Source organism: Pseudomonas sp. LRP2-20 (assembly GCF_024349685.1).
Taxonomy (GTDB): domain Bacteria; phylum Pseudomonadota; class Gammaproteobacteria; order Pseudomonadales; family Pseudomonadaceae; genus Aquipseudomonas.
On record NZ_AP025944.1, the window covers coordinates 1363187 to 1387150 of the forward strand.

Annotated in this window: 25 protein-coding genes, 1 tRNA gene and 1 pseudogene; 21 read left to right on the forward strand and 6 right to left on the reverse strand. The window is 61.8% G+C overall.

All coding sequences use genetic code 11. The features are described 5' to 3' along the window. Positions 1-55: 55 nt before the first annotated feature. Positions 56-1330 (reverse strand): OprD family porin, encoded by a 1275-nt coding sequence (locus tag OCX61_RS05980; RefSeq protein WP_261943001.1) that lies wholly within the window; start codon positions 1328-1330, stop codon positions 56-58. A 739-nt stretch (positions 1331-2069) separates the two neighbouring features. Here OCX61_RS05980 and OCX61_RS05985 point away from each other — a divergent pair. Together OCX61_RS05985 and OCX61_RS05990 are read left to right on the forward strand one after the other, a co-directional pair. Next, positions 2070-2489 (forward strand): HIT family protein, encoded by a 420-nt coding sequence (locus OCX61_RS05985; RefSeq protein ID WP_261943002.1) that lies wholly within the window; start codon positions 2070-2072, stop codon positions 2487-2489. A gap of 1 nt (position 2490) precedes the next feature. After that, positions 2491-2697 (forward strand): SlyX family protein, encoded by a 207-nt coding sequence (locus tag OCX61_RS05990; RefSeq protein ID WP_261943003.1) that lies wholly within the window; start codon positions 2491-2493, stop codon positions 2695-2697. Between the two features lie 39 nt (positions 2698-2736). On the opposite strand, the gene OCX61_RS27200 is transcribed toward OCX61_RS05990, so the two are convergent. Beyond that, entirely contained in the window at positions 2737-3330 is a 594-nt protein-coding gene (locus OCX61_RS27200) for a cold-shock protein (protein WP_315973268.1), read from the reverse strand. A 278-nt stretch (positions 3331-3608) separates the two neighbouring features. Between OCX61_RS27200 and OCX61_RS06000 the strand changes: the two genes are divergently transcribed. The 18 genes from OCX61_RS06000 to OCX61_RS06085 all read left to right on the forward strand — a co-directional run bounded on the left by OCX61_RS06000 (position 3609) and on the right by OCX61_RS06085 (position 17161). Next, positions 3609-4082: a Dps family protein gene (locus OCX61_RS06000; RefSeq protein ID WP_261943004.1), complete on the forward strand. Its 474-nt coding sequence runs from the start codon at positions 3609-3611 to the stop codon at positions 4080-4082. Positions 4083-4233: 151 nt separating this feature from the next. Next, the gene (locus OCX61_RS06005) at positions 4234-4560 is read left to right on the forward strand and encodes a ribbon-helix-helix domain-containing protein (protein WP_261943005.1); all 327 of its coding nucleotides are present in this window, start codon (positions 4234-4236) and stop codon (positions 4558-4560) included. A gap of 92 nt (positions 4561-4652) precedes the next feature. Further along, a complete protein-coding gene (locus tag OCX61_RS06010) occupies positions 4653-4874 on the forward strand; it encodes an FmdB family zinc ribbon protein (RefSeq protein WP_043209521.1) in 222 nt (73 codons plus the stop codon). 94 nt (positions 4875-4968) lie between these two features. Continuing rightward, positions 4969-6744: an aspartate--tRNA ligase gene (gene aspS / locus OCX61_RS06015; protein ID WP_261943006.1), complete on the forward strand. Its 1776-nt coding sequence runs from the start codon at positions 4969-4971 to the stop codon at positions 6742-6744. 109 nt (positions 6745-6853) lie between these two features. Then, on the forward strand, positions 6854-7600 hold the full coding sequence (locus OCX61_RS06020) for a YebC/PmpR family DNA-binding transcriptional regulator (RefSeq protein WP_261943007.1): 747 nt from the start codon (positions 6854-6856) through the stop codon (positions 7598-7600). A gap of 140 nt (positions 7601-7740) precedes the next feature. Next, complete coding sequence (gene ruvC / locus OCX61_RS06025; RefSeq protein WP_060510186.1) at positions 7741-8265, forward strand: crossover junction endodeoxyribonuclease RuvC; 525 nt, start codon at positions 7741-7743, stop codon at positions 8263-8265. 109 nt (positions 8266-8374) lie between these two features. Then, complete coding sequence (ruvA, locus tag OCX61_RS06030) at positions 8375-8992, forward strand: Holliday junction branch migration protein RuvA (RefSeq protein ID WP_027919956.1); 618 nt, start codon at positions 8375-8377, stop codon at positions 8990-8992. Then, positions 8989-10035 (forward strand): Holliday junction branch migration DNA helicase RuvB, encoded by a 1047-nt coding sequence (gene ruvB, locus OCX61_RS06035; RefSeq protein WP_261943008.1) that lies wholly within the window; start codon positions 8989-8991, stop codon positions 10033-10035. The genes ruvA and ruvB overlap by 4 nt, the downstream gene beginning before the upstream one ends. Positions 10036-10159: 124 nt before the next feature. Then, entirely contained in the window at positions 10160-10612 is a 453-nt protein-coding gene (ybgC, locus tag OCX61_RS06040) for a tol-pal system-associated acyl-CoA thioesterase (RefSeq protein WP_085675674.1), read from the forward strand. 2 nt (positions 10613-10614) lie between these two features. Then, entirely contained in the window at positions 10615-11310 is a 696-nt protein-coding gene (gene tolQ, locus OCX61_RS06045; RefSeq protein WP_054883398.1) for a protein TolQ, read from the forward strand. 14 nt (positions 11311-11324) lie between these two features. Then, complete coding sequence (gene tolR / locus OCX61_RS06050) at positions 11325-11777, forward strand: protein TolR (RefSeq protein WP_008090221.1); 453 nt, start codon at positions 11325-11327, stop codon at positions 11775-11777. Continuing rightward, positions 11777-12853 carry a cell envelope integrity protein TolA gene (gene tolA, locus OCX61_RS06055; RefSeq protein ID WP_085675676.1) on the forward strand — a complete coding sequence of 359 codons (1077 nt, stop codon included), beginning with the start codon at positions 11777-11779 and terminating at the stop codon, positions 12851-12853. Before tolR ends, tolA begins: the two co-directional genes overlap by 1 nt. Positions 12854-12870: 17 nt before the next feature. Next, positions 12871-14151, forward strand: coding sequence for a Tol-Pal system beta propeller repeat protein TolB (tolB, locus tag OCX61_RS06060; RefSeq protein ID WP_152955760.1), 1281 nt, complete (start codon positions 12871-12873; stop codon positions 14149-14151). 55 nt (positions 14152-14206) lie between these two features. Beyond that, the gene (gene pal / locus OCX61_RS06065) at positions 14207-14704 is read left to right on the forward strand and encodes a peptidoglycan-associated lipoprotein Pal (protein WP_023381906.1); all 498 of its coding nucleotides are present in this window, start codon (positions 14207-14209) and stop codon (positions 14702-14704) included. A 6-nt stretch (positions 14705-14710) separates the two neighbouring features. Further along, positions 14711-15526: a tol-pal system protein YbgF gene (gene ybgF / locus OCX61_RS06070; RefSeq protein ID WP_261943009.1), complete on the forward strand. Its 816-nt coding sequence runs from the start codon at positions 14711-14713 to the stop codon at positions 15524-15526. A gap of 159 nt (positions 15527-15685) precedes the next feature. Beyond that, positions 15686-16333, forward strand: coding sequence for a 7-carboxy-7-deazaguanine synthase QueE (gene queE / locus OCX61_RS06075; protein ID WP_261943010.1), 648 nt, complete (start codon positions 15686-15688; stop codon positions 16331-16333). Between the two features lie 16 nt (positions 16334-16349). Next, on the forward strand, positions 16350-17024 hold the full coding sequence (gene queC, locus OCX61_RS06080) for a 7-cyano-7-deazaguanine synthase QueC (protein WP_261943011.1): 675 nt from the start codon (positions 16350-16352) through the stop codon (positions 17022-17024). Between the two features lie 61 nt (positions 17025-17085). Next, positions 17086-17161 (forward strand) — tRNA-Lys (locus OCX61_RS06085). 91 nt (positions 17162-17252) lie between these two features. Here OCX61_RS06085 and OCX61_RS06090 read toward each other — a convergent pair. The 4 genes and pseudogenes from OCX61_RS06090 to OCX61_RS06100 form a co-directional block, all read right to left on the reverse strand. After that, entirely contained in the window at positions 17253-18212 is a 960-nt protein-coding gene (locus OCX61_RS06090; RefSeq protein WP_261943012.1) for a cation diffusion facilitator family transporter, read from the reverse strand. A 146-nt stretch (positions 18213-18358) separates the two neighbouring features. After that, positions 18359-19114, reverse strand: a complete 756-nt coding sequence (locus OCX61_RS27300; RefSeq protein WP_409521745.1) for a methyl-accepting chemotaxis protein — start codon at positions 19112-19114, stop codon at positions 18359-18361. A gap of 150 nt (positions 19115-19264) precedes the next feature. After that, positions 19265-20425: pseudogene (locus tag OCX61_RS27305) on the reverse strand (PDC sensor domain-containing protein); the annotation flags it as partial. Positions 20426-20491: 66 nt separating this feature from the next. Continuing rightward, complete coding sequence (locus OCX61_RS06100) at positions 20492-21844, reverse strand: APC family permease (RefSeq protein ID WP_261943014.1); 1353 nt, start codon at positions 21842-21844, stop codon at positions 20492-20494. A 476-nt stretch (positions 21845-22320) separates the two neighbouring features. Here OCX61_RS06100 and OCX61_RS06105 point away from each other — a divergent pair, with 476 nt between their 5' ends. Next, positions 22321-23832, forward strand: a complete 1512-nt coding sequence (locus OCX61_RS06105; protein ID WP_261943015.1) for a YdgA family protein — start codon at positions 22321-22323, stop codon at positions 23830-23832. Positions 23833-23964: the final 132 nt, after the last annotated feature.

Sequence of the window (23964 nt, forward strand, 5' to 3'; positions counted from 1 at the left end):
AAAAGCCCGGCAAGTGTGCCGGGCTTTTTCAGGTGCGGGGCACTATAAGCCAGGCTTACAGGATGCTCAGCGGGTACTCGACGATCAGGCGCAGTTCGTCGATCGAGCTCGAACCGTAGTAGACGCCATCGCTGGAGCGGTAGGTAGCCTGGCGAACGCGGAAGCTCAGGTCCTTGGCCGGGCCTTGCTGCAGCACGTACTTGATGTCCACGTCGCGTTCCCATTCCTTGCCATTGCTGGTGGAAGCGGTGTTGGCATCGCTACCACGCACGTAACGGGTCATGAAGGTCAGGCCAGGTACACCGAACTCGGCGAAGTTCAGGTCGTAGCGAGCCTGCCAGGATTTCTCGTCTTCGGCGTTGAAGTCGGAGCGGGCCACGGAGTTGGCCAGGAAGATGGTACCGCCACCGTCCACGCCATAGCCGTAGTCGCCGTCACCGTGGACTTTCTGGTAGGCCAGGGTGAAGGTGTGTGCGCCGATGTTGTAGGCGCCCGACAGGCTGTAGGCCTGGTTGTCGAGCTTGGTCACGCCATCTTTCTCGGCGCGCTGCAGGCCTTGGCCATCGCTCTTGGTATCATAGATGTTGAAGTCGAACACCAGACCTTGTTTGTCCGAGAGCGGCAGCGCCCAGTTCAGGTTGGCGTAGTACTTGCGCCAGTAGTCTTCGACTTTGGAGTAGTACAGGCTGGTGGACAGGTTGTTGGTGAAGGCGTAGGTGCCGCCGATGACGTCGGCCTGCTTCAGGTGCAGGCTGTCATGGAAGGTCTGGGACTGGGCATTCAGCGCGGTGAAGTGACCGGCGTTGAGGGTCAGACCCTTGATTTCGTTGCTGGTGATCAGCGCGCCTTGAGCTACTTCTGGCAGCAGGCGGCTGTCATCGGTCGCAAGCACTGGCAGGGCAGTGAATTGGTCACCGACTTTCAGCACGGTGTCGGAGATGCGCAGTTTGACTGCGCCGCCGCCTTCGGAGAACTCGTCCTGTGCACGGCCGTCGGCGTCAGTCGGGAACTGGCCGGTGCTGTGGCGGCCTTTGCCGCTGTCCAGTTTCACGCCGAGCATGCCGATGGCATCGACGCCCACGCCGATCACGCCTTGGGTGAAGCCCGACTCGTAAGTGCCGAGGAAGCCGAGGCCGGTTTCTTCAACGCGGCTCTGGGTGCCTGGCTCGTTGTTACGGAAGTCGCGGCTGAAGTACAGCATGCGAGTCTTGACGTTCAGCTTGCTGTCTTCGAGGAAACCCTTGGCTTCGTCCTGGGACGAGGCCACTGCCATCTGCGAGGTCCCTGCCGCAACGGCCAGGGCGATCATGCTCCACTTCATCACGCGCATCGTGATTTGCTCCTTTGGTTTTTAGGAAGAGTACCGCTGCGCCCAAGTCTTTTAGTTATATGGGGCAGCTCTTTCTTGTTATGTCGGCGGAAATGTATAGCACGCTGACTGTTCTTGGCGATATGGCAAAAATCATCCTTACGGGAACTTTATTGCCATGTCGCTTTCAGGTATTTCCATGTCGCAAATCACGTTCCGGTTAACCGGTTCGTACAACACCAGCGCTGTTCCATTGCCGTAACGGTTCTGTAACTACAGATTCCGCCTGCGGAAACTCCCTGGTGTATCCAATGTCGCTGTTGTTATTTGTCGCGTCACCCGGTCAATGCAGGTGTCGTGCCGACTTGGCGTGAAGGGAATGCAACAAGCGTGCTCAAAATTAACAACGGTTTATGAAATTTTCACAAAGCCTGCTGCCAGGGGTCGGAAAGTGCCGAAAATACGGGGCGGGACTTGTCTGATGGTGTGCCAGCTTCAATGCGCAGCTTAAAAGAAAAAGCTGCCATAAAAGTCAATGTGTTACCGACAACTGTTGATCCTGAGTCGTTGATGTGGGTAGAAGCGTAGTGCTGCTTACTTTTGTGGCCTCATTTTGGTGCGAAAAGTAGCGCTGTGTTACCGCCGTTGTGCAAGTCAAAGGGAATCATGAGCTTAAAGCGTGCAGTCGCATGGCTGGCGCATGCTCGCGCGGGCGAAGCAGAGTATCCTTGGTGCATATGGTTATTGTTGGAGATTGATCGTGTTTGATATGGATTCGCGTTTGCAACAGGATTCCCTGGTGCTGGGTGACTTTCCGCTGTGCCGTCTGCTGCTCAGCAAGGACGCCAATTACCCGTGGTTCATCCTGGTGCCCAAGCGCGCAGGCGTTAGCGAGTTGTTCGACCTGAGCCAGGAAGACCAGGCGCAGCTGTGGAAAGAAACCACCTATCTGGCCGAAGCGCTCAAGCGCGAGTTCGCGGCTGACAAGATGAACGTTGCCACGCTGGGTAACGTGGTCAGTCAGATGCACATGCATGTGATCGTTCGCCACCAGGATGATCCGGCCTGGCCAGCGCCCGTCTGGGGCAAGGTGCCGGCTGTCGGCTACGCAGCGGGGCAGGTGGATGCCATTCGTCAGCGTCTGCGTACACTGCTGACTCAAGATTACCAGGAGGCCTGACATGTCGCCGGAGTCGCGCATCATCGAGCTGGAAACCCGTCAGGCGTTCCAGGACGATACGATCCAGTCGCTGAATGATGTGGTGGTCGAGCAGGGGCGGGTCATCGAGCGCCTGCAGCTGCAGATGGCCGAGCTGATCAAGCGTTATGAAGAAATGGTCGGGCAGTACGGCAGTGAAGGGGAAGAGGCGCCGCCACCTCATTACTGACAAGTGGCCGCCCTGGGGTTGCCCCAGGGCGGCGCAGGGTCAACGGCGGTTCACCGCGACCACGTCTTCGGCCTGCAGGCCTTTGTCGCGGTGCATCACCGAGAACTCCACGCGCTGGCCTTCGACCAGGATGCGGTGGCCCTCGCCGCGGATAGCGCGGAAGTGGACGAAGATGTCGTCGCCCGAATCGCGGGAAATGAAACCGAAGCCCTTGGAGGTGTTGAACCACTTCACGGTGCCGGTATCACGCTTGCCGGCTTCCAGTGGCGCACCTTGGCTGGCGCGCGCTTTCTTGCCGCTGCGGGCGAAGCCGGCCACCAGGTGCAGGGCGACGGCCAGCGCGGCGCAGACCAGTGCCGCCAGGTTGCCCATTTCAGGGCGTGCCAGCAGGGTCAGGGTCTGCAGGACCGCCGCCACCACCAGCAGGGCGCAGGCCAGGTATTGCAGCTGTTGCCGCGTGCCGCGGTAATACAGTGGCACGACTGGGGCCAGCAGCAGGTTGAGCAGGCCGAGCAGGGCCAGATAGACCGCGTCGGGTTGCTGCAGGAAGGGTATAGCATCGGGTTTGAGGCTGGGCAGGAGCGATAGCAGCAAAGCCGCAACGCCCGTCACCAGATGGACGATCTTGAACATGGGTTGGCTCACAGTTGATAAGGCCGATCACAGGAAGAGCTGGCGGCACGGTGCGCATGAGGTGTAAAGCGCGAACACGTGGAGGCCAGCCTATGCACCCGGCAATGACAGTCCGCACGGGTGGCACCGTGCCTATTTAACAGCAAAGGCGGGGGCTTCTCAAACCGCAGGCGGCACGCGTCGATGGCTTGCCCTGTGTCAGGGGCGCGTTGCGCCATGTACTGATACAGTGTGTCGGGCCCGCTTGATCATCAAGCCATATGGAAAAGGGGAACTTCATGGCAATCGATATCGGTATCAATGAAGAAGATCGCAAGTCCATCGTCGAAGGGCTTTCCCGCCTGTTGTCGGATACCTACGTGCTGTATCTGAAAACCCATAACTTCCACTGGAACGTCACCGGTCCGTCGTTCCGTACCCTGCACCTGATGTTCGAGGAGCAGTACAACGAACTGGCCCTGGCGGTGGATTCGATCGCCGAGCGGATACGCGCGCTGGGCTTTCCGGCACCGGGCTCGTATGCCTTCTATGCGCGACATTCCTCGATCAAGGAGGAAGAGGGGGTTCCACACGCAGACGAGATGATCCGCCAGTTGGTGCAGGGGCAGGAAGCCGTGGTGCGCACAGCCCGCAGCATCTTCCCAGTGGTGGAAAAGGTCAGCGATGAACCGACCGCTGATCTGCTGACCCAGCGCATGCAGGTGCATGAAAAGACAGCCTGGATGCTGCGAGTACTGCTCGACGGTAATTGATCTGCTAATCCGGTAAGGCTTGTCTGAAGGGCCTGGCTGAATCCATTCCAGCCGGGCCCTTTCGTCTGTGCAGGAAGGTTTTGCCGCTGCTTTGGGCGCCTTGCTCAGCGCTTCATTGAGCCCCAGTTGATTGAACTGAGGAAGTGGCGCGATGCAAGCAATCAAGCGTGCGGTGAGGGTGGGGCACTGGCCCGGCAAGCGGTGCATCGACCCGTTCAAGGCCGATTTCGACATGCTGCAGACTGAGCCTGTATCGCGCTCGGTGCGGTTGAATGGTTTTTCCACTTGCCTGCGCCTGGAGGCCGTGTATTGGGGTATCCTCGAGCAGATTGCCGCAGCGAACCAGTGCTCGGTCAGTGCCGTGCTGTCTTATGTCGATCGCGAGGTGCACCTGCGTCAGGGCGGGGTGCGCAACTTCAGCGGGCTGATCCGGGTGATCTGTGTCGCCTGGTTGCGCGATCCGCCGAGTGCACGCTGATCGCCCGGCGGGCTGCGCAGTGTCGGTTAACCATATATAATCCCGCTTTTTGCTGCCCCGGCAGCCAGCGTTGTGGTTGACGAGAGACGTTCATGCCCCTTTATGACTATCAATGTGCTTCCTGCGATCACCGGATGGAGGTGCTGCAGAAGATCAGCGCCGCGCCGCTGACCGACTGCCCGGCCTGTCAGGCGCCGGCATTGAAGAAACTGCTGTCGGTCCCCGGTTTCCGCCTGAGTGGCAACGGCTGGTACGAAACCGACTTCAAGACCGGGGCGAAAAAGAACCTGGCCGGCGGCGACAAGGCCGACTGAGTTGAATTGCAGTAGCCGGGTCTTGCAGTATTAGCCCTCTGGGCGGCCAAGGCCTCCAACGAATACACGAATCACGAGAAGCGAAACCACCATCATGATGCGCAGCCATTATTGCGGCCAACTGAACGAGAGCCTGGACGGCCAGGAAGTCACCCTTTGCGGCTGGGTCCATCGTCGCCGCGACCACGGCGGGGTGATCTTCCTCGACATCCGTGACCGCGAAGGCATGGCCCAGGTCGTGTTCGACCCGGATCGCGCCGAAACCTTCGCCGCCGCCGACCGCGTGCGCAGCGAGTACGTCGTGCAGATCACCGGCAAGGTGCGCAAGCGCCCGGAAGGCGCGGTGAACGCCAACATGGCGTCCGGCGCCATCGAGATCCTCGGCTACCAGCTGAACGTGCTCAACGAAGCGGAAACCCCGCCGTTCCCGCTGAACGAATACTCCGACGTCGGCGAGGAAACCCGCCTGCGCTACCGCTTCATCGACCTGCGTCGTCCGGAAATGGCCGACAAGCTGCGCCTGCGTTCGCGCATCACCAGCAGCATCCGTCGCTTCCTCGATGAAAACGGCTTCCTCGACGTCGAAACCCCGATCCTTACCCGTGCTACGCCGGAAGGCGCACGTGACTATCTGGTGCCGAGCCGTACCCACGCAGGCAGCTTCTTCGCCTTGCCGCAGTCGCCTCAGCTGTTCAAGCAGCTGCTGATGGTTGCCGGTTTCGACCGCTACTACCAGATCGCCAAGTGCTTCCGCGACGAAGACCTGCGTGCAGACCGCCAGCCGGAATTCACCCAGATCGACATCGAGACCAGCTTCCTCGACGAAGCCGAGATCATGGGCCTCACCGAGAGCATGATCCGCAAGCTGTTCAAGGAAGTGCTGGATCTGGAATTCGGCGAATTCCCGCACATGACCTTCGAAGAGGCCATGCGCCGCTACGGTTCCGACAAGCCTGACCTGCGTATCCCGCTGGAACTGGTCGACGTTGCCGACCAGCTCAAAGATGTCGACTTCAAGGTCTTCGCCGGCCCGGCCAACGATCCTAAGTGCCGCGTCACCGCCCTGCGCCTGCCAGGCGGCGCCAGCATGCCGCGCAGCAAGATCGACGAGTACACCAAGTTCGTCGGCATCTACGGTGCCAAGGGCCTGGCCTACATCAAGGTCAACGAGCGCGCCAAGGGCGTCGAAGGCCTGCAGTCGCCGATCGTCAAGAACATCCCTGAGGCCAACCTCAACACCATCCTCGACCGCGTAGGCGCTGTCGACGGTGACATCGTGTTCTTCGGTGCCGACAAGTTCAAGGTCGTCAGCGAAGCCCTGGGCGCGCTGCGTATCCGCCTGGGCCACGACTTCGAGCTGCTGACCTGCGAGTGGGCGCCGATGTGGGTCGTCGACTTCCCGATGTTCGAAGAAAACGAAGACGGCAGCTTCACCGCGCTGCACCACCCGTTCACGGCGCCGAAGTGCACTCCGCAAGAGCTTGAGGCCAACCCGGCCACCGCCCTGTCCCGTGCTTACGACATGGTCCTGAACGGTACCGAGCTGGGTGGCGGTTCGATCCGTATCCATCGCAAGGAGATGCAGCAAGCGGTATTCCGCCTGCTGGGCATCGAAGCGGCGGAACAGGAAGAGAAGTTCGGCTTCCTGCTCGACGCCCTGAAGTTCGGTGCACCGCCTCACGGTGGCCTGGCCTTCGGCCTGGACCGTCTGGTCATGCTGATGACCGGCGCCCAGTCGATCCGTGAAGTGATCGCCTTCCCGAAAACCCAGAGCGCCGCGTGCGTGATGACCCAGGCTCCTGGCATGGTCGACGCCAAGGCCCTGCGCGAGCTGCACATTCGTCTGCGCGAGCAGACCAAGGTCGAGTAATCGACCCCGGGCGCATCCCGGCGGGTGCGCCCCGGCGCTTCGGCGCAGTCTTCCCACGTTCCGCCCTTCGGGGCGGAACCTGTTTCTGTTTCAAGGATTCGGAGTCGTTATGGCTGGTCATTCCAAGTGGGCGAACATCAAGCACCGCAAAGAGCGCCAGGATGCCAAGAGAGGCAAGATCTTCACCAAGTGGATCCGTGAGCTGACCGTCGCAGCCAAGCAAGGGGGCGCCGACCCAGGCTCCAACCCGCGCCTGCGCCTCGCGTTGGACAAGGCCCTGGGCGCCAACATGAGCCGCGACATCATCGATCGCGCCGTGGCCCGTGGTGCTGGCACCAACGAAAGCGACAACGTCGAAGAGCTCAGCTACGAAGGCTATGGTCCGGGTGGCGTGGCGATCATGGTCGAGGCCATGACCGACAACCGCAACCGGACCGCTGCCGCCGTGCGCCATGCCTTCACCAAGTGTGGCGGTAACCTCGGCACTGACGGCTCGGTAGCCTACCTGTTCGAGCGCAAGGGGCAGATCAGCTTCGCCCCGGGCATCGAGGAAGACGCCCTGATGGAAGCCGCGATGGAGGCCGATGCCGACGACGTGGTGGCCAACGACGATGGTTCGTTCGACGTTTTCACCTCGTTCAACAGCTTCTATGCCGTGCGTAACGCACTGGAAGAAGCTGGCTTCAAGGCCGCTGACGCGGAAATCGTCATGCAGCCGACCACCAGCGCCGAACTGGATCAGGAGGGCGCCGAGAAGGTGCTCAAGCTGATCGACATGCTCGAAGACCTGGATGATGTGCAGAACGTCTACTCCAATGCACAGATCTCCGACGAGATCATGGAAAAACTCGGCTAAGATTTTGCGCTTGGCTTACAGGGCCTATTCGCGGGCAAGCCCGCTCCCACAGGTATTGCGCCGGTTTCAAATGTGGTGCGGTCCCTGTGGGAGCGGGCTTGCCCGCGAATAGGCCGGTACATTCTTAACACGCAGGCGCTATGACTCTGATTCTTGGTATCGACCCCGGCTCGCGCATCACCGGCTACGGTGTGGTCCGCCAGACCGCTCGTGGTTGCGAGTACGTGGCGTCGGGCTGCATCCGCACCGGCAGTGGCGAGTTGCCCGAGCGGTTGCAGATCGTTTTTCGCGGTGTCAGCGAGATCATCGCCCAGCACGGCCCGGTGACCATGGGCATCGAGCGGGTGTTCATGGCGCGCAATGCCGACTCCGCGCTCAAGCTCGGCCAGGCTCGCGGCGCAGCCATCGTCGCTGCCGCCGAAGCTGGCCTGGAAATCGCTGAATACAGCGCCAGCCAGGTCAAGCAGGCAGTCGCCGGCAGCGGCGGGGCAAACAAGGAGCAGGTGATGCTGATGGTCATGCACCTGCTCAAGTTGACCCAGAAGCCGCAGATCGACGCCTCCGACGCCCTGGCCATCGCCCTGTGCCATGCTCATACCCGTTCCAGCCTGGTGCCGCACGGCCTGGCCACGGCGCGGCGGCGTGGTGGGCGCTTGCGTCTGTAAGCGCTTCATGCGCTGATACACATTTTGTTCGGGTGAAACGTTCACCCGGCACATTTGCTGATAGGGTTGAGCGGTCTTCGACCAGCTCCCCGAGAGGAAGGATCGGAACGTGATTGGACGTTTGCGCGGCACCCTGGCGGAAAAACAGCCGCCGCACCTGATTATCGACGTCAACGGCGTGGGCTACGAGCTGGAAGTGCCGATGACCACCCTGTACCGGCTGCCCAAGGTCGGCGAGCCGGTGACCGTGCATACCCACCTGGTGGTGCGCGAAGACGCTCATTTGCTCTATGGCTTTGCCGAGAAGCGCGAGCGCGAGCTGTTTCGCGAGCTGATCCGCCTGAATGGCGTGGGTCCGAAGCTGGCGCTGGCGCTGATGTCCGGCCTGGAAGTGGACGAGCTGGTGCGCTGCGTGCAGGCCCAGGACGCGTCAGTTCTGGTGCGCGTGCCCGGTGTCGGCAAGAAAACCGCCGAGCGCCTGCTGGTCGAGCTGAAGGACCGCTTCAAGGCCTGGGAAACCTCCCCGGCCATGTTCACCCTGGTCTCCGATGGCCCACTGCCGGTGGCCAGCGAGTCTTCCGCCGAAGCCGATGCGGTCAGCGCTCTGGTGTCCTTGGGCTACAAGCCGCAGGAAGCGAGCAAGGCAATCGCGGCGATCAAGGACAAGGCCGGCCTGAGCAGCGAAGAGCTCATTCGTCGCAGCCTTAAAGGGATGATTACCAAGTGATCGAAGCCGACCGCCTGATCGCCGCCAATGGCCGCGACCGTGAAGAAGTCCAGGACCGTGCGATCCGCCCGTTGCGCCTGGACGAGTACATCGGCCAGCCGGTGGTGCGAGAGCAGATGGCGCTGTTCATCCAGGCGGCCCGTGGCCGCGGCGAGTCGCTCGACCACACGCTGATCTTCGGCCCGCCCGGGCTGGGCAAGACCACCCTGGCCAATATCATCGCCCAGGAAATGGGCGTATCGGTCAAGAGTACTTCGGGGCCGATCCTCGAGCGGCCGGGCGACCTGGCGGCGATGCTGACCAACCTCGAACCGCACGACGTGCTGTTCATCGATGAAATTCACCGCTTGTCACCGGTGGTCGAGGAAGTGCTGTATCCGGCGATGGAGGACTTCCAGCTGGACATCATGATCGGCGAAGGCCCTGCGGCCCGGTCGATCAAGCTCGACCTGCCACCGTTCACCCTGGTTGGCGCTACCACCCGCGCCGGGATGCTCACCAACCCGTTGCGTGACCGCTTCGGTATCGTCCAGCGCCTGGAGTTCTACAGCGACAAGGACCTGGCGACCATCGTCAGCCGTTCGGCCAACATTCTTGGCCTGGCCATCGAGGACCACGGCGCCTACGAGATCGCCCGTCGCGCCCGCGGCACGCCACGTATCGCCAACCGCCTGCTGCGCCGCGTGCGCGACTACGCCGAGGTGCGCGGCAAGGGCCAGATCACCAGGGCCGTGGCCGACATGGCGCTGAACCTGCTGGACGTCGATGAGCGTGGTTTCGACCATTCCGACCGTCGCCTGCTGTTGACCATGATCGAGAAGTTCGACGGGGGGCCGGTGGGCGTGGACAACCTGGCTGCGGCCATCAGCGAAGAGCGCCATACCATCGAGGATGTGCTCGAGCCGTATCTGATCCAGCAGGGGTACATCATGCGCACGCCGCGCGGTCGCGTGGTTACCCGGCACGCCTACCTGCACTTTGGCTTGAATGTGCCCGGCAGCCTGGGCGGTGCGGGTGAATTTTCCGAGCCAAGCGATGAATGACAGATCAAAACCGGCTTTTCGTGGTCCTACCGCTGGCATGCCGATGGTGCGCTGGCAATTCGACATTAATGAAGAAAAACAGTTGCCGCTGCGGATTGGCAAGCTGAGGAGTAAGCACTAGAGTATGCGCGCGCAAAATGGCCTGGAACCGTTCGCACACCGTTGTCGTGTCTATTACGAAGATACCGATGCCGGTGGCGTGGTGTATTACGTCAATTACCTGAAATTCATGGAGCGCGCGCGCACCGAGCGCCTGCGGCATCTGGGTTTTTCCCAGGCGCAGCTGGCCGAGGACAACCTGCTGTTCGTGGTTCATTCCAGCGAAGCCCGTTATCACGCGCCGGCACGCCTGGACGACCAGCTGAGGGTCACCGCGCAAGTACTTGAACTCAATCGCGCCAGCCTGCGCTTCGTGCAGCAGGTCTGGCGGGAAAAGGATGAAACGCTGCTCTGCGAGGGGCAGTTCCTGGTGGCCGCCGTGCGCGCCGACACTTTCAAACCCCGAGCCATACCCCCCCAGCTGCGCGACGCCTTTGTGGCGGACGGCTCGGGTAATCAATCGAACGCAGGAGAATAAGCGTGGAAGCTAACGTCGTCGACCATACCTCCATGTGGAGTCTGGTCAGCAATGCCAGCGTGGTGGTACAGCTGGTAATGCTGACCCTGGTGGCCGCCTCGGTCACTTCATGGATCATGATCTTCCAGCGCAGCACCATGCTGCGCGCCGGTCGTCGTGCGCTGGATGCCTTCGAGGAGCGCTTCTGGTCGGGTATCGACCTGTCCAAGCTGTATCGTCAGGCAGGCAGCAACCCGGACCCGGATTCCGGTGTGGAGCAGGTCTTCCGTGCCGGCTTCAAGGAGTTCTCGCGCCTGCGCCAGCAGCAGGGTGTAGACCCGGACGCGGTCATGGAAGGCGTGGCGCGTGCCATGCGCGTGGCCATCTCGCGTGAAGAAGAAAAACTCGAGCAGAGCCTGCCGTTCCTCGCCACCGTCGGTTCGACCAGCCCGTACATCGGCCTGTTCGGTACCGTATGGGGCATCATGAACTCGTTCCGCGGCCTGGCCAGTGCCCAGCAAGCCACCCTGGCCACCGTTGCCCCGGGTATCGCCGAGGCGCTGGTCGCCACTGCCATCGGCCTGTTCGCGGCTATCCCGGCGGTTATCGCCTACAACCGTTTTGCGGCGCGCAGCGAAGTGCTGATCGGCCGTTACTACACCTTCGCCGACGAGTTCCAGGCGATCCTGCACCGTAAAGTGCACACCAGCGAAGAGTAATCAGGTAGAAGCCCATGGCCCGAGTTCGCCACAAACGCAAGCCCGTCGCCGAGATGAACGTGGTGCCCTACATCGACGTGATGCTGGTGCTGCTGGTCATCTTCATGGTGACGGCGCCCATGCTCAACCAGGGCGTGAAGGTCGACCTGCCCAAGGTTTCCAGCGAAGCCTTGCCGCAGGACAACAACGTCCAGATCCTCACCATCTCCATCAAGGCCGACAAGACCTACTACTGGAACCTCGGCAGCGAAGTCGATACCGACAAGCAGATGGACAAGGCCATGACCTTGCCGGACATGACCAGCGCAGTGACCAAGATCATTGCCGCCGGTCGCGACCAGGGCAAGCAGACCCAGGTCTTCATTCGTGGCGACAAGGCTGTCGACTACGGCGCCGTCATGGGTGCCATGGGCGGGTTGCAGAAGGCCGGTGTCGGTAACGTTGGCCTGATTACCGAGGCGCCCTGATGCAACAGCGAGAGCCATCCGCCTCGGAAAGCTACTTCTGGCCCAGTGTCTGGGCCATCGGCCTGCATGTGCTGGTGTTCGCGCTGCTGTTCGTCAGCTTTGCCATGACACCTGAACTGCCGCCTTCCAAGCCGATTGTTCAGGCTACCCTGTATCAGCTCAAGTCGAAGAGCCAGGCGACTACCCAGACCAATCAGAAGATTGCCGGGGAAGCGAAGAAAACCGCCTCGCGCCAGACCGAAGTCGAGCAGCTGGAGCAGAAGAAGGTCGAGCAGGAGGCCATCAAGGCCGCGGAACAAAAGAAAGCCGACGCCGCTCAAAAGGCTGAAGAAGCCCGCGAAGCCGCCGAGGCGAAGAAGGCCGAGGAAGCTGCGAAGGCTGCCGAAGCCAAGAAAGCCGCCGAGTCCAAGAAAGCCGAAGAGGCGAAGAAGGCCGCCGAGAAGCAGCAGGCGGACATCGCCAAGAAGAAGGCCGAGGAAGAGGCGAAGAAGCAGGCCGAGGAAGAAGCCAAGAAAAAGGCAGCCGAGGAGGCCAAGAAGCAGGCCGCCGAGGACGCGAAGAAGAAAGCAGCCGAGGACGCCAAGAAGAAAGCGGCGGCCGAGGAAGCGAAGAAGAAGGCAGCTGAAGAGGCCAAGAAAAAGGCCGCGGCAGATGCTCAGAAGAAGAAAGCACAGGAAGCGGCCCGCAAGTCGGCGGAAGACAAGAAAGCCCAGGCCCTGGCCGAGCTGTTGTCCGACACCACCGAGCGGCAGCAGGCCCTGGCTGACGAGCAGGGGGACCAGGTGGCCGGCGACTTCGACGACCTGATCCGCATGCGCGCGGCCGAGGGTTGGGCGCGTCCGCCTTCCGCGCGTAAAGGCATGACGGTGACCCTGCAGGTCAACATGTTGCCGGACGGCACCGTCACCGGTGTCAGCGTGATCAAGTCCAGTGGCGACGGTCCGTTCGACAGTTCGGCGGTGGCTGCAGTGAAGAACATTGGTCGTTTGACCGAGATGCAGGGTATGAAGCCGAGCGATTTCAACCGATATCGTTCGTTCAAGATGACATTTACACCTGAGGATCTAGCGTTGTGATTAAACTCCTTCGAGGAATGCTGGTCATGCTCTGCTGCGTGGCTGGCATGGCCATGGCAGAGGAAAAGAACATCCTGGTCACCAGCGGCAGCGATCGGGCCACGCCCATCGCGGTAGTGCCGTTCGGTCTGCAGGGTGGCAGCGTGCTGCCAGAAGACATGGCCGACATCATCGGCAACGACCTGCGCAACTCGGGCTACTATTCGCCGATTCCGCGCCAGAACATGATCAGCCAGCCTACCCAGGCCAGCGAAGTCATCTTCCGTGACTGGAAAGCGCTGGGTGCCCAGTACGTGATGGTCGGCAGCATCGTGCCGTCGGGCGGTCGCCTGCAGGTGCAGTACGCGCTGTTCAACGTCGCCACCGAGCAGCAAGTGCTGACCGGCAGCGTGGCGGGCAGCACCGACCAGCTGCGCGACATGGCGCACTACATTGCCGACCAGTCGTTCGAAAAGCTCACTGGCATCAAGGGTGCGTTCTCGACCCGCATGCTGTACGTGACGGCCGAGCGCTTCTCCACCAACAACACCCGCTACACCCTGCAGCGTTCGGACTACGACGGTGCCCGTGCGGTGACCCTGCTGCAGTCGCGTGAGCCGATCCTGTCGCCACGCTTCGCGCCAGATGGCAAGCGTATCGCCTACGTTTCGTTCGAGCAGAAGCGCCCGCGCATCTTCGTGCAGAACATCGATACCGGCCGCCGCGAGCAGGTGACCAACTTCGAAGGCCTGAACGGCGCACCTGCCTGGTCGCCTGATGGTTCGCGCCTGGCGTTCGTGCTGTCCAAGGATGGCAACCCGGACATCTACGTGATGAACGTGGCCTCGCGCCAGATCAGCCGCGTTACCGCTGGCCCGGGCATCAACACCGAACCGTTCTGGGGCAAGGATGGCAACACCCTGTACTTCACCTCCGACCGTGGCGGCAAGCCACAGATCTACAAGCAGTCGGTCAGCGGTGGTGGTGCCGAGCGTGTGACGTTCGTGGGTAACTACAATGCCAACCCGAAACTGTCGGCGGACGAAAAGACCCTGGTGATGATCCATCGCCAGCAAGGTTTCACCAACTTCAAAGTGGCGGCACAGGACTTGCAGCGCGGAAGTGTAAAGATTCTCTCGGAAACGAGTCTTGATGAGTCGCCCACTGTCGCGCCTAACGGCACCATGCTAATCTACGCCACCCGCCAGCAGGGCCGGGGAGTCTTGATGCTCGTGTCGCTTAACGGCCGTGTGAGGCTCCCACTTCCTACCGCTCAAGGCGAAGTCAGAGAACCGTCCTGGTCCCCTTACCTGAACTGATTGCGGCGTAATACGTTTTTGCTTAACACACTGGGGTTTCATTAGGAGTTTCACGATGGAAATGCTGAAGTTTGGTAAATTTGCTGCGCTGGCTCTGGCCATGGCCGTAGCTGTAGGTTGCTCCTCGAAAGGCGGTGACAACGCTGGTGAAGGCGCTGTTGACCCGAACGCTGGCTACGGTGCCAACACTGGCGCTGTTGACGGCTCCCTGAGCGAAGAAGCTGCCCTGCGCGCAATCACCACCTTCTACTTCGAATACGACAGCTCGGACCTGAAGCCAGAAGCCATGCGCGCTCTGGACGTTCACGCCAAGGACCTGAAAGCCAACGGCAACCGCGTTGTTCTGGAAGGCAACACCGACGAGCGCGGCACCCGCGAGTACAACATGGCTCTGGGTGAGCGTCGTGCGAAAGCCGTTCAGCGCTACCTGGTTCTGCAGGGCGTTTCCCCTGCTCAGCTGGAACTGGTCTCCTACGGCGAAGAGCGTCCAGTTGCCACCGGCAACGACGAGCAGTCCTGGGCTCAGAACCGTCGCGTAGAACTGCGTAAGTAAGTTCTTATGCGTATGTGCCGTCGTGCTGTAACCGTCCTCGCACTCAGCCTTCCGCTTTCGGCGTGGGCTGCGGTTCCTGTAGTTGATGACAACGGGGGTGCTTACCCACCTTCCGGTTATGGCACGAGCGGCGCCTATGCCGGCGCAGGGGCTTCGACCCCTGCCTCGGCACAGGGCCAGCTGTTCATGCAGCTGCAACAGATGCAGGATCAACTTTCCCGTCAGCAAGGCATCATCGAAGAGCTGCAAAACGATGTGTCGCGCATGAAGCAGGAAAACCTGGAGCGTTACCAGGATCTTGATCGTCGCATCAACAGTGGTGGCGCGCCTGCCGCGACCCCCGACAATTCCTCCACCGGTGGTGCAGCCAATGCCGCCGCCGGTGCAGCAGCAGGCGCCGCTGGCGCTGCTGCACAACAACCGGCCGCCAGCAGCGAGCCTGGTGATCCGGCGAAAGAAAAGCTCTATTACGACGCCGCTTTCGACCAGATCAAGCAGAAGGACTTCGACAAGGCCAGCCAGGCGTTCAACGCCTTCCTGCGCAAGTACCCGAACAGCCAGTACGCCGGCAACGCCCAGTACTGGTTGGGTGAGGTGAACCTGGCCAAGGGCGACCTGCCAGCCGCCAGCCAGGCGTTCGCCCAGGTCAGCCAGAAGTACCCCAAGCACAGCAAGGTGCCAGATTCGCTGTACAAACTGGCTGACGTCGAGCGCCGCATGGGCCACACCGACAAGGTCAAGGGCATCCTGCAACAGGTCATCACCCAGTACCCCGGCACCTCCGCCGCGCAACTGGCGCAACGCGACCTGCAGAAGCTCTAAGTTGTACCTTTGCAAGAAACCCGCGCCTGTCGCGGGTTTTTTCGTTAGAATCACTGCCCTTTTTTTATAAACACGCTGTAGCGGATAACGCCATGTCGAGTCCGCGACAGTGCCTGACGGAGGCGGACAGCCTGTTTAGCTGTCACGCCCGTGGCGAGCATGCAAGACACATTACGCATCACCGAAGTCTTTTACTCTTTGCAGGGTGAAACACGAACGGCTGGGCTGCCCACGGTTTTCGTGCGCCTGACCGGTTGCCCCCTGCGCTGCCAGTATTGCGACAGTGCCTACGCCTTCACCGGCGGCACCCTGCGCACCCTCGATTCGATCCTTGAGCAGGTGGCCGGCTTCAAGCCGCGTTACGTCTGCGTCACCGGCGGCGAGCCCTTGGCCCAGCCGAACGCCTTGCCGCTGCTGCAGCGCCTGTGCGATGCCGGCTACGAGGTCTCGCTGGAAACCAGCGGCGCTCTCGATATCTCAGGCACCGATGTGCGCGTCAGCCGTGTGGTCGACCTCAAGACCCCAGGGTCGGAAGAGTCGCACCGCAACCGCTACGAGAACATCGAGCAGCTGACCCGCAACGACCAGGTCAAGTTCGTCATCTGTTCCCGCGAGGACTACGACTGGGCGGTGTCCAAGCTGATCCAGTACAACCTGGCCGAACGCGCTGGCGAGGTGCTGTTCTCGCCCAGCCATCATCAGGTGAGCGCCACCGACCTGGCCGACTGGATCGTCGCCGACAACCTGCCCGTGCGTTTCCAGCTGCAGCTGCACAAGCTGCTGTGGAACGACGAACCCGGACGTTGATTGAGGAGTGAAAGAGATGACTGAGAAACGCGCGGTAATCCTGCTGTCTGGCGGCCTCGATTCGGCCACGGTCGTTGCCATGGCCAAGGCAGAAGGCTACAGCTGCTACACCATGAGCTTCGACTACGGCCAGCGCCATCGCGCCGAGCTGAATGCCGCTGCCCGCGTCGCCCGCGACCTGGGCGTGGTCGAGCACAAGGTCATTGGCCTCAACCTCGATGGCATTGGCGGCTCGGCCCTGACCGACAGCAGCATCGATGTGCCGGAGACTCCGGGCGAGGGTATTCCGGTGACCTACGTGCCGGCCCGCAACACCGTGTTTCTCTCGCTGGCGCTGGGTTGGGCGGAAGTGCTGGACGCCCGTGACATCTTCATCGGCGTCAACGCCGTGGACTATTCCGGCTACCCGGATTGCCGCCCGGAGTTCGTCGAGGCGTTCGAGCGCATGGCCAACCTGGCCACCAAGGCTGGCGTCGAAGGGCAGGGCTTCCGCATCCAGGCGCCGCTGCAGAACATGAGCAAGGCGCAGATCGTGCAGGCGGGTATCGCCCGCGGCGTGGACTACAGCCTGACGGTTTCCTGCTATCAGGCCAACGATGAAGGCCAGGCGTGCGGCAAATGCGACAGTTGCCGCTTGCGTGCTGATGGTTTCAAGGCGGCAGGTGTGCAAGATCCGACCCGGTACTTTTGATGAAAGGTTGCCTCAGGTATTGATTTCCCGTTAGAAATCAGTATTATACGCGCCATCCAACGGGTCGTTAGCTCAGTTGGTAGAGCAGTTGGCTTTTAACCAATTGGTCGTAGGTTCGAATCCTACACGACCCACCATATGCAGCAAGGCAAAGCCCGCTACCAGAAATGGTCGCGGGCTTTGTCGTTCATGGCTGGCTGGTAAGGGCGCGCAGGGCGCCCCTGCTGATTATTCAGCCCACTCAGGATCCCCGGTAAACACCACGGTAATCCAGCGATCCGGCCCTTCGCCACCTACCGCATCGCCGATCTCATTGCGCCACGCATCCCATTCATCGATGGTCTTCGCAGCCATGGTCTTCGGCACGATGAAATACAGCTCGATCTCCCGCGAGCGCCCGACCTTGGCCACATAGGCCCTGTACGATTGCAGGCCGTGGCGCGCCACGAATGCGCGCGCCACCTCGTCCACGTGCAGCTTCAGGTCGCCCGGTGTCACCAGGAAGATTTCCGATAGCGCCTGGCGCACGACCGACAGTGGCAGCGGAATGATCACCAGGCACACCAATGCCAGTACTGCCGGGTCGATGTACGGCGATACCCACTCCCATTGCGTGCCCTGCACTGCGTAGCCGAAGCAGAAGGCGATCAACAGGGCGGCGGTGATGCTGGCCGACATCACCCAGCCTTTCACGTCCATGCGCACGAAGTCCGACTTCAGTTTGCGGTTGGCGCGGTTCTCGACCACGGCGATGGTGGCGCAGGCGATCACGGTCAGCAGCGCGTAGACCATGGCGATGCCGAACTCCAGGTGCCGGCCGCCTTGCAGCAGGCTGCTGACGGCGTTGATCAACGCGTAGATGGCGACGCCGCTGAGCAGGATGCCATTGAGTGCCAGGACCATCGGTTCCAGGTGCCAGAAGCCCATGGTGAAGCGCTCACGCAGCTTGCGCGAGAGCTGCAGGCTGGTGGCGTGCGAAGTGATCAGTTTGACCACCACCAGCGACAGGCCGCTCATGCTGGCGTCGACCAGCGAATAGACACCGTCGAAGACGATCGAGAAGGAGCCGGAGGCCAGGCCGAAGCCGATGCCGATGGTGGCGATGAACAGGGTGACGGCGATCGAGGTGCGTAACAGGCCCTGTTCGCTCGTGATATCGAAGAAAGAAGATCGGGGTGTGGTTTGCATAACTTGAACTCAGTGTGACGATTTTGCTTTTTGGGGCCTGTGCCGGCCTCTTCGCGGGCAAGCCCGCTCCCACAGAGATATCACAAGCCTCAAGTGCTGCACGGTACCTGTGGGAGCGGGCTTGCCCGCGAAGAGGCCCTTACAGGCTAGACGCGAAACTGTTCCATCAATGCCTGTTGCTGGTTGGCCAACCGATTGAGGGCCTGGCTGATCCGTGCTGACTCATCGGCCTGGCCCGATAGCGACTCGGTCACGTCGCGAATCCCGGCCACGTTGCGGTTCACTTCCTCGGCCACCGCACTCTGCTCCTCAGCTGCCGAGGCGATCTGCAGGTTCATGTCGCTGATCACCGCCACGGCCTCGCCAATGCGCTCCAGCGCCGGCAGCGCCTGCTCCATGCGGGTGGCGCTGGCCTGGGCCTGGCGCTGGCCTTCATGCATGGCGCCGACCACGTCCTGGGTGCCTTGCTGCAGCCCTTCGATCACCTGGCGAATCTCTTCCACCGACACTTGCGTGCGCTGGGCCAGGCTGCGCACTTCGTCGGCGACCACGGCAAAGCCACGCCCGGCCTCGCCTGCGCGGGCGGCTTCGATGGCGGCGTTGAGTGCCAGCAGGTTGGTCTGCTCGGCAATCGCGCGGATCACGTCCAGCACCGAGCCGATCTGCTCGCTGCGCTGCTCCAGCGCGCGGGCCTCGTCCATGGCGACGTCCATGCCGGTTGCCAGCTGGTCGATGGTCTGGCGGGTACTGGCGATCAGCTGCAGGCCCTCACGGCTGGCCTGGTCGGCGCCGCGTGCGGCCTGGGCCGCCTGTGCAGCGTTGTGGGCAACGTCCTGGGCGGTGGCGCTCATTTCGTTGGCGGCGGTGGCGACCTGTTCGATTTCCCGCTGCTGCTGTTGCATGCCATTGCTGGTCTGGCTGGCGATGGCGGCGGACTGGTCGGCAGTGCCGCGGGCCTCGAGCAGTGAGCCTTTGACCTGGGCGATCACCGGCTGCAGCTTGTCGAGGAAGCGGTTGAACCAGCCTGTCAGCTGGCCCAGTTCGTCCTGGCGGGCGTAGTCCAGGCGACGGGTCAGGTCGCCTTCGCCGCTGGCGATGTCTTCCAGGCGGGCGGCCACGGCGAGGATTGGCCGGGTGACGCCACGGGCGGTCAGCCAGACCAGCAGCAGGCCGATGATCGCGGCGCCCAGGCCGATCAGCAGGCTGGTCAGGTTGGCGCTCTGGTTATGGGTATCCAGGCGCTGATTGAGGGCCAGGGCTGGCGCTTGCAGCACTGCCTCCGGCAGTTCCAGTTGCACCTGCCAGGCGGTGGCGCCAGGAATGGGCGCGAACGGGCGTGTTACGCGCAGCATGCCCTGGTCTACCGCCTTGTCCAGCGGCTGGCCGAGCTTGCTGGCGTCACGACTGTGCCCGGCGAGCAGGCCGGCTGCACTGACTATGCTGACCTGGCCTTGACCGTCGAACAGTTCCTGGCGGCTGTCCAGGCTCAGTTGCTGGAGGTTGTCCAGGCCAATGTCCAGGCCGACCACGCCGACGACCTTGCCGTTTTCCAGCAGCGGCAGGGCGATGCTGGTCATCAGCACCTGGTGACCATTGACCTCGTCGAGGTAGGGCTCGAGCATGCAGGCCCTGGCGGTTTCCTGAGGGCAGGTCAGCCAGCGATTCTTGGCCTGGCCATTGGTGCCGGGGCTGTTGTCGCCCAGCATCGACTCGGGCATCGCTTCCAGCTCCAGGGTGCCTGGGCGGGGTTGCGACCAGTACAGCGAGAAACGTCCGCTTTCGTTGCTGCCGCTGGTCTCCTGGCCAATGAACTGATTGTCCTGATGGTCGAGTGCATTGGGCTGGAACACCAGGTACAGGCCGATCACGTCCGGGTTGCCGGCGAGGCTGGCGTGGGCCTGGCGAGTCAGTTCGCCACGCAGGTCGCTGACGCCCTTGGCCTTGAGCGCCTGCACCAGGCGGGCGAAGCCGTTGCCGTACTGGTAGGCGTCCATGAAGTAGCGCTGGATGCGCAGTGCCTGGGTTTCGGCGTGGGCCTGCAGGCGCAGGCGAGCACTGTGTTCGAGCATTTCGGAGCTGGCCTGGTTGACCAGCGCCGCGCTACGCCGCGACTGGGTCAGTGAGCTGGCGACCAGCAGGGCGACGATGGCCAGCAGGCACAGGCCGGTAAGCAGGGTGATCTTCCACTGGATGGAGAGGCGGCGCAGCGACATGAGGGCTTTCCTTATCGTTCAACAACAACGCCCGCGTTCAGGCGCGGGCGTTGTCGGTGGCTGGAGTCAATCAGCGACGTAGTTCGGTGGCGAGACCCGGAAGGCCTTGGTCAGCCAGGCCAGGTGCAGCAGCCCCGCCAGTGCCCAGAGGCCGCCGAAGATCAACGAATGTTCGTTAAGGTCAAGCCAGAGCTTGGCGATGATGCAGAAACCAATGGTCGGCAGGGCCAGGTACTTCACTTTGTTGGCCAGCCCCTGGCGATTGCCCTCACGCAGGTAGCAGTGACTGATCACCGACAGGTTGACGAAGCTGAAGGCTACCAGCGCGCCGAAGTTGATGATCGAGGTGGCGGTGACCAGGTCGAAGAAGATGGCCGAGAGGGCGATCACGCCGACCACGGCAATGTTCACGATCGGGGTCTTGTAGCGCGGATGCAGGCGGGCGAACACGCCGCTCGGGATCACATTGTCGCGGCCCATGACGTACAGCAGGCGCGACACGCTGGTCTGCGAGGCCAGGCCCGAGGCGATGGTGTTGATCACCGTGCAGGCGATGAAGATCGACTGGAACAGCTTGCCGCCGACATACAGGGCGATTTCCGGCAGCGCGGCTTCTGGGTCATGGAAGCGTGCGTTGGTCGGGAAGTAGGCCTGCATGAAGTACGACACGCCGATGAACACCACGCCGCCAATCAGGGCGGTGAGGAAGATCGCCCGCGGAATGATCTTGCCCGGATCCTTGGTTTCTTCGGACAGGCAGGTGACGGCGTCGAAGCCCAGGAACGAGAAGCACAGGATGGTTGCGCCGGCAGCCAGGGCGCTGAGCTGGGTCTGCGAGTCGGCGAACGGGGTCAGGCTCCAGGAGGTACCCAGTCCCTCGCCCTGGTCCAGACCGCGGATGCACAGGTAGATGAACACCGACATGATCATCAGCTGCACAACCACGAACAGCAGGTTGAAATGCGCCACCAGGTTGATGCTGCGCATGTTGATCAGGCTGATCAGGGTAACGAAGCCAGCCACCCACATCCACGCCGGCACCTCGGGGAACATGGCCGAGAGGTAGAGCTTGGCGAGCAAAGCGTTGACCATGGGCAGCAAGAGGTAATCAAGCAGCGAAGACCAGCCGACCAGGAAGCCCACATGCGGGTTGATGGCGCGTTGGGTGTAGGTGTACGCAGAGCCGGACTGTGGGAAGCGGCGTACCAGCGTGCCGTAGCTCACAGCGGTGAACAGAACGCCGGCCAGGGCCAGCAGGTAGGCGCTGGGAACGTGGCCGGAGGTAACGCCGGACACGATGCCGAAAGTGTCGAACACGGTCATTGGCGTGAGGTACGCCAGACCGATGATGACCACGTGCCAGAGGCGCAGGGATTTACGGAATTGGCCGTTGCCGGTGGCGTTGTGGTCAGGCTGCATGCTGGTGTGGCTCCATGTTGTTCACCTTTTTTGTTTGGAGCAGAGATAGGCGCGGGCTAGGCGCCGACGTCAGGCCGGCAGTGCCGTGGCGAGGAGGTTGAAGCGTGCGGGCAGGGGCATCCGAGCATCATGACGGCGCGACTTTTTCTTCTTCGTGGATCGGGCGCTGGGCGAGGTGGTGAAAATAAAAAACGATTGGTAGGGAGGCGTCAAGTTAAACATGACAAGATGTTGCGAAATTGAAATATTTATCGGTTAAACGGCCTGAATGTTCGGTTTTTGCGCGTTTTTTTGCGGTTTCGATCGACTTAAATGTTCGTAAAAATTAACGATGGCCCTGATTGTCGGACAATTCCCAAATCCAACCTTTCTGCCTTGACGTGGTCACCAGGTTTCCATGGCGATGATATTCTTTGGCACCCCTTGCAGCCGATTGGCTGCGAAACTGCCCATATGGACATCGATCGGTTCTATTCATGAAGAAATCAGTAGGCATCCTTTCCGGCCTGGCCATCGCCATCGCCGTCGTGACCACCGCTGGCGCCTGGTACACCGGCAAGCAACTGCCTGGGGAGCTGGACAACGCCGTCAGCCGCAGCAACCAACAGCTGAAGAAAGCGCTGACCAACTATGGCGGCAGCATGACCGTCGAGCTGGTCTCGCTCGATCAGCATTTCTTCAGCAGCACTGCGCAGTACCGGCTCAAGGCCAAGGACATCAATCTCGGCCATGGCGAAGTGGTCAGTTTCGACCTCGGCATGACCGACCAGATCGAGCACGGTCCATTCCCCTGGTCGCGGGTCAAGGCGTTGAAACTGGTGCCGGTGTTGGCCACGAGCAGCAGCAGCCTGCAGAAGGATGACCTCACTGCGCCGTGGTTCGCTGCGGCAGGCGAGCAGTCACCGATCAGCGCACATACCAGCCTGGGCTTCTCGGGCAACGTCGACAGCACCATCACCGTGGCGCCGCTCAAGCGTACAGAGGCCGATGGCAGCAGCCTGGACTTCTCGGGAATGTCGTTGGAAGTCAGTGGCGATCAGGAAGGCAAGGCGTCGAAGTTCCATGGCAGCGCCGATCGCTTCGTGATCAAGCTGGTCGGCGAGGAGCACCCGCCGGCCACCCTCGAACTCTCGGGCCTGAAGGTCGGCGGCAACCTGGCGGCCAGCAAGCATGACGCCGTGTACGTCGGCAATGTCGACCTGCTGCTGGCCGAGGCCAAGGCGACCTTGGGTGACAAGCAGCAGGTGCTGGTGCTCAAGGGCCTTGAGCAGAACGTGCTGCAGACCCTGGATGGCCCGGACACCGTGGGTGGCCGCGTGGATTACCGGGTGGCGGACATCACCTGGGACGGTCGCGCAGTCGGTAACGCGCAGATGGGGGTGAGCATCAAGTCGCTCAATGCCCCGGCCTTGCAGTCGCTGTCGAAGTGGTACCAGGCCCACTTGCCGGAATTCGAGGCTGCCCAGGCTGCCGGCCAGCCGGTGCCGGAAATCCAGATGGATGAGGCGGAAAAAGCCAGGTTCCATGGCGACCTGCAACAGTTGCTGGCTTCCAAGCCCAAGCTGGCGATCGAGAACCTGGCGTTACGCACCGCCAATGGCGAGAGCCGTTTCGACCTGTCGATGGATTTTGCCAGTCCGTCCTCGTTCGACTTGCCGCCTGACCAGCTGAGCAGGCAGCTGATCACCGAGGTGAAAAGCAAACTGTCGTTGTCCAAGCCGATGATCGGTGACCTGGCGACGTTGCAGGCGCTGCTCGATGGGCAGACCGATGCCCAGGCGATTGCCGCGCAATCGAGCCAGGCCGGGGAGATGGTCGGCATGATGGCGCTGCAGAGCGGCATGGCCACCGTGCAGGGCAACGATGTGGTGTCGAGCCTGCACTATGCCGATGGCATGGTTGACTTCAATGGCAAGAAGATGACGGTCGAAGAGTTCGCCATGCTGCTGGCGGCGCATTTTGCCGCGATGCAGCCACAGGAAGGCTGACCTTGCGAAGGGCACCGGCCTGTTCGCGAGGTTGTCCGCGAAAAGGCCGGCGCCGGCTCTACAAAAACCACTTTAGAATTCCCTTGATTGTCTGTAGCCTTCGGCGTCCGATAATAATCCGCGCCCGCAGAG

Excerpts from the sequence above, each read along its gene's own strand:
- OCX61_RS05980 (WP_261943001.1), bottom strand. The coding sequence starts at position 1,330 with ATGCGCGTGATGAAGTGGAGCATGATCGCCCTGGCCGTTGCGGCAGGG.
- OCX61_RS05990 (WP_261943003.1), top strand. The coding sequence starts at position 2,491 with ATGTCGCCGGAGTCGCGCATCATCGAGCTGGAAACCCGTCAGGCGTTC.
- OCX61_RS27200 (WP_315973268.1), bottom strand. The coding sequence starts at position 3,330 with ATGTTCAAGATCGTCCATCTGGTGACGGGCGTTGCGGCTTTGCTGCTA.
- OCX61_RS06000 (WP_261943004.1), top strand. The coding sequence starts at position 3,609 with ATGGCAATCGATATCGGTATCAATGAAGAAGATCGCAAGTCCATCGTC.
- OCX61_RS06005 (WP_261943005.1), top strand. The coding sequence starts at position 4,234 with ATGCAAGCAATCAAGCGTGCGGTGAGGGTGGGGCACTGGCCCGGCAAG.
- OCX61_RS06010 (WP_043209521.1), top strand. The coding sequence starts at position 4,653 with ATGCCCCTTTATGACTATCAATGTGCTTCCTGCGATCACCGGATGGAG.
- aspS (WP_261943006.1), top strand. The coding sequence starts at position 4,969 with ATGATGCGCAGCCATTATTGCGGCCAACTGAACGAGAGCCTGGACGGC.
- OCX61_RS06020 (WP_261943007.1), top strand. The coding sequence starts at position 6,854 with ATGGCTGGTCATTCCAAGTGGGCGAACATCAAGCACCGCAAAGAGCGC.
- ruvC (WP_060510186.1), top strand. The coding sequence starts at position 7,741 with ATGACTCTGATTCTTGGTATCGACCCCGGCTCGCGCATCACCGGCTAC.
- ybgC (WP_085675674.1), top strand. The coding sequence starts at position 10,160 with ATGCGCGCGCAAAATGGCCTGGAACCGTTCGCACACCGTTGTCGTGTC.
- tolR (WP_008090221.1), top strand. The coding sequence starts at position 11,325 with ATGGCCCGAGTTCGCCACAAACGCAAGCCCGTCGCCGAGATGAACGTG.
- tolA (WP_085675676.1), top strand. The coding sequence starts at position 11,777 with ATGCAACAGCGAGAGCCATCCGCCTCGGAAAGCTACTTCTGGCCCAGT.
- tolB (WP_152955760.1), top strand. The coding sequence starts at position 12,871 with ATGCTGGTCATGCTCTGCTGCGTGGCTGGCATGGCCATGGCAGAGGAA.
- pal (WP_023381906.1), top strand. The coding sequence starts at position 14,207 with ATGGAAATGCTGAAGTTTGGTAAATTTGCTGCGCTGGCTCTGGCCATG.
- ybgF (WP_261943009.1), top strand. The coding sequence starts at position 14,711 with ATGCGTATGTGCCGTCGTGCTGTAACCGTCCTCGCACTCAGCCTTCCG.
- queE (WP_261943010.1), top strand. The coding sequence starts at position 15,686 with ATGCAAGACACATTACGCATCACCGAAGTCTTTTACTCTTTGCAGGGT.
- queC (WP_261943011.1), top strand. The coding sequence starts at position 16,350 with ATGACTGAGAAACGCGCGGTAATCCTGCTGTCTGGCGGCCTCGATTCG.
- OCX61_RS06090 (WP_261943012.1), bottom strand. The coding sequence starts at position 18,212 with ATGCAAACCACACCCCGATCTTCTTTCTTCGATATCACGAGCGAACAG.
- OCX61_RS27300 (WP_409521745.1), bottom strand. The coding sequence starts at position 19,114 with ATGCAACAGCAGCAGCGGGAAATCGAACAGGTCGCCACCGCCGCCAAC.
- OCX61_RS06100 (WP_261943014.1), bottom strand. The coding sequence starts at position 21,844 with ATGCAGCCTGACCACAACGCCACCGGCAACGGCCAATTCCGTAAATCC.
- OCX61_RS06105 (WP_261943015.1), top strand. The coding sequence starts at position 22,321 with ATGAAGAAATCAGTAGGCATCCTTTCCGGCCTGGCCATCGCCATCGCC.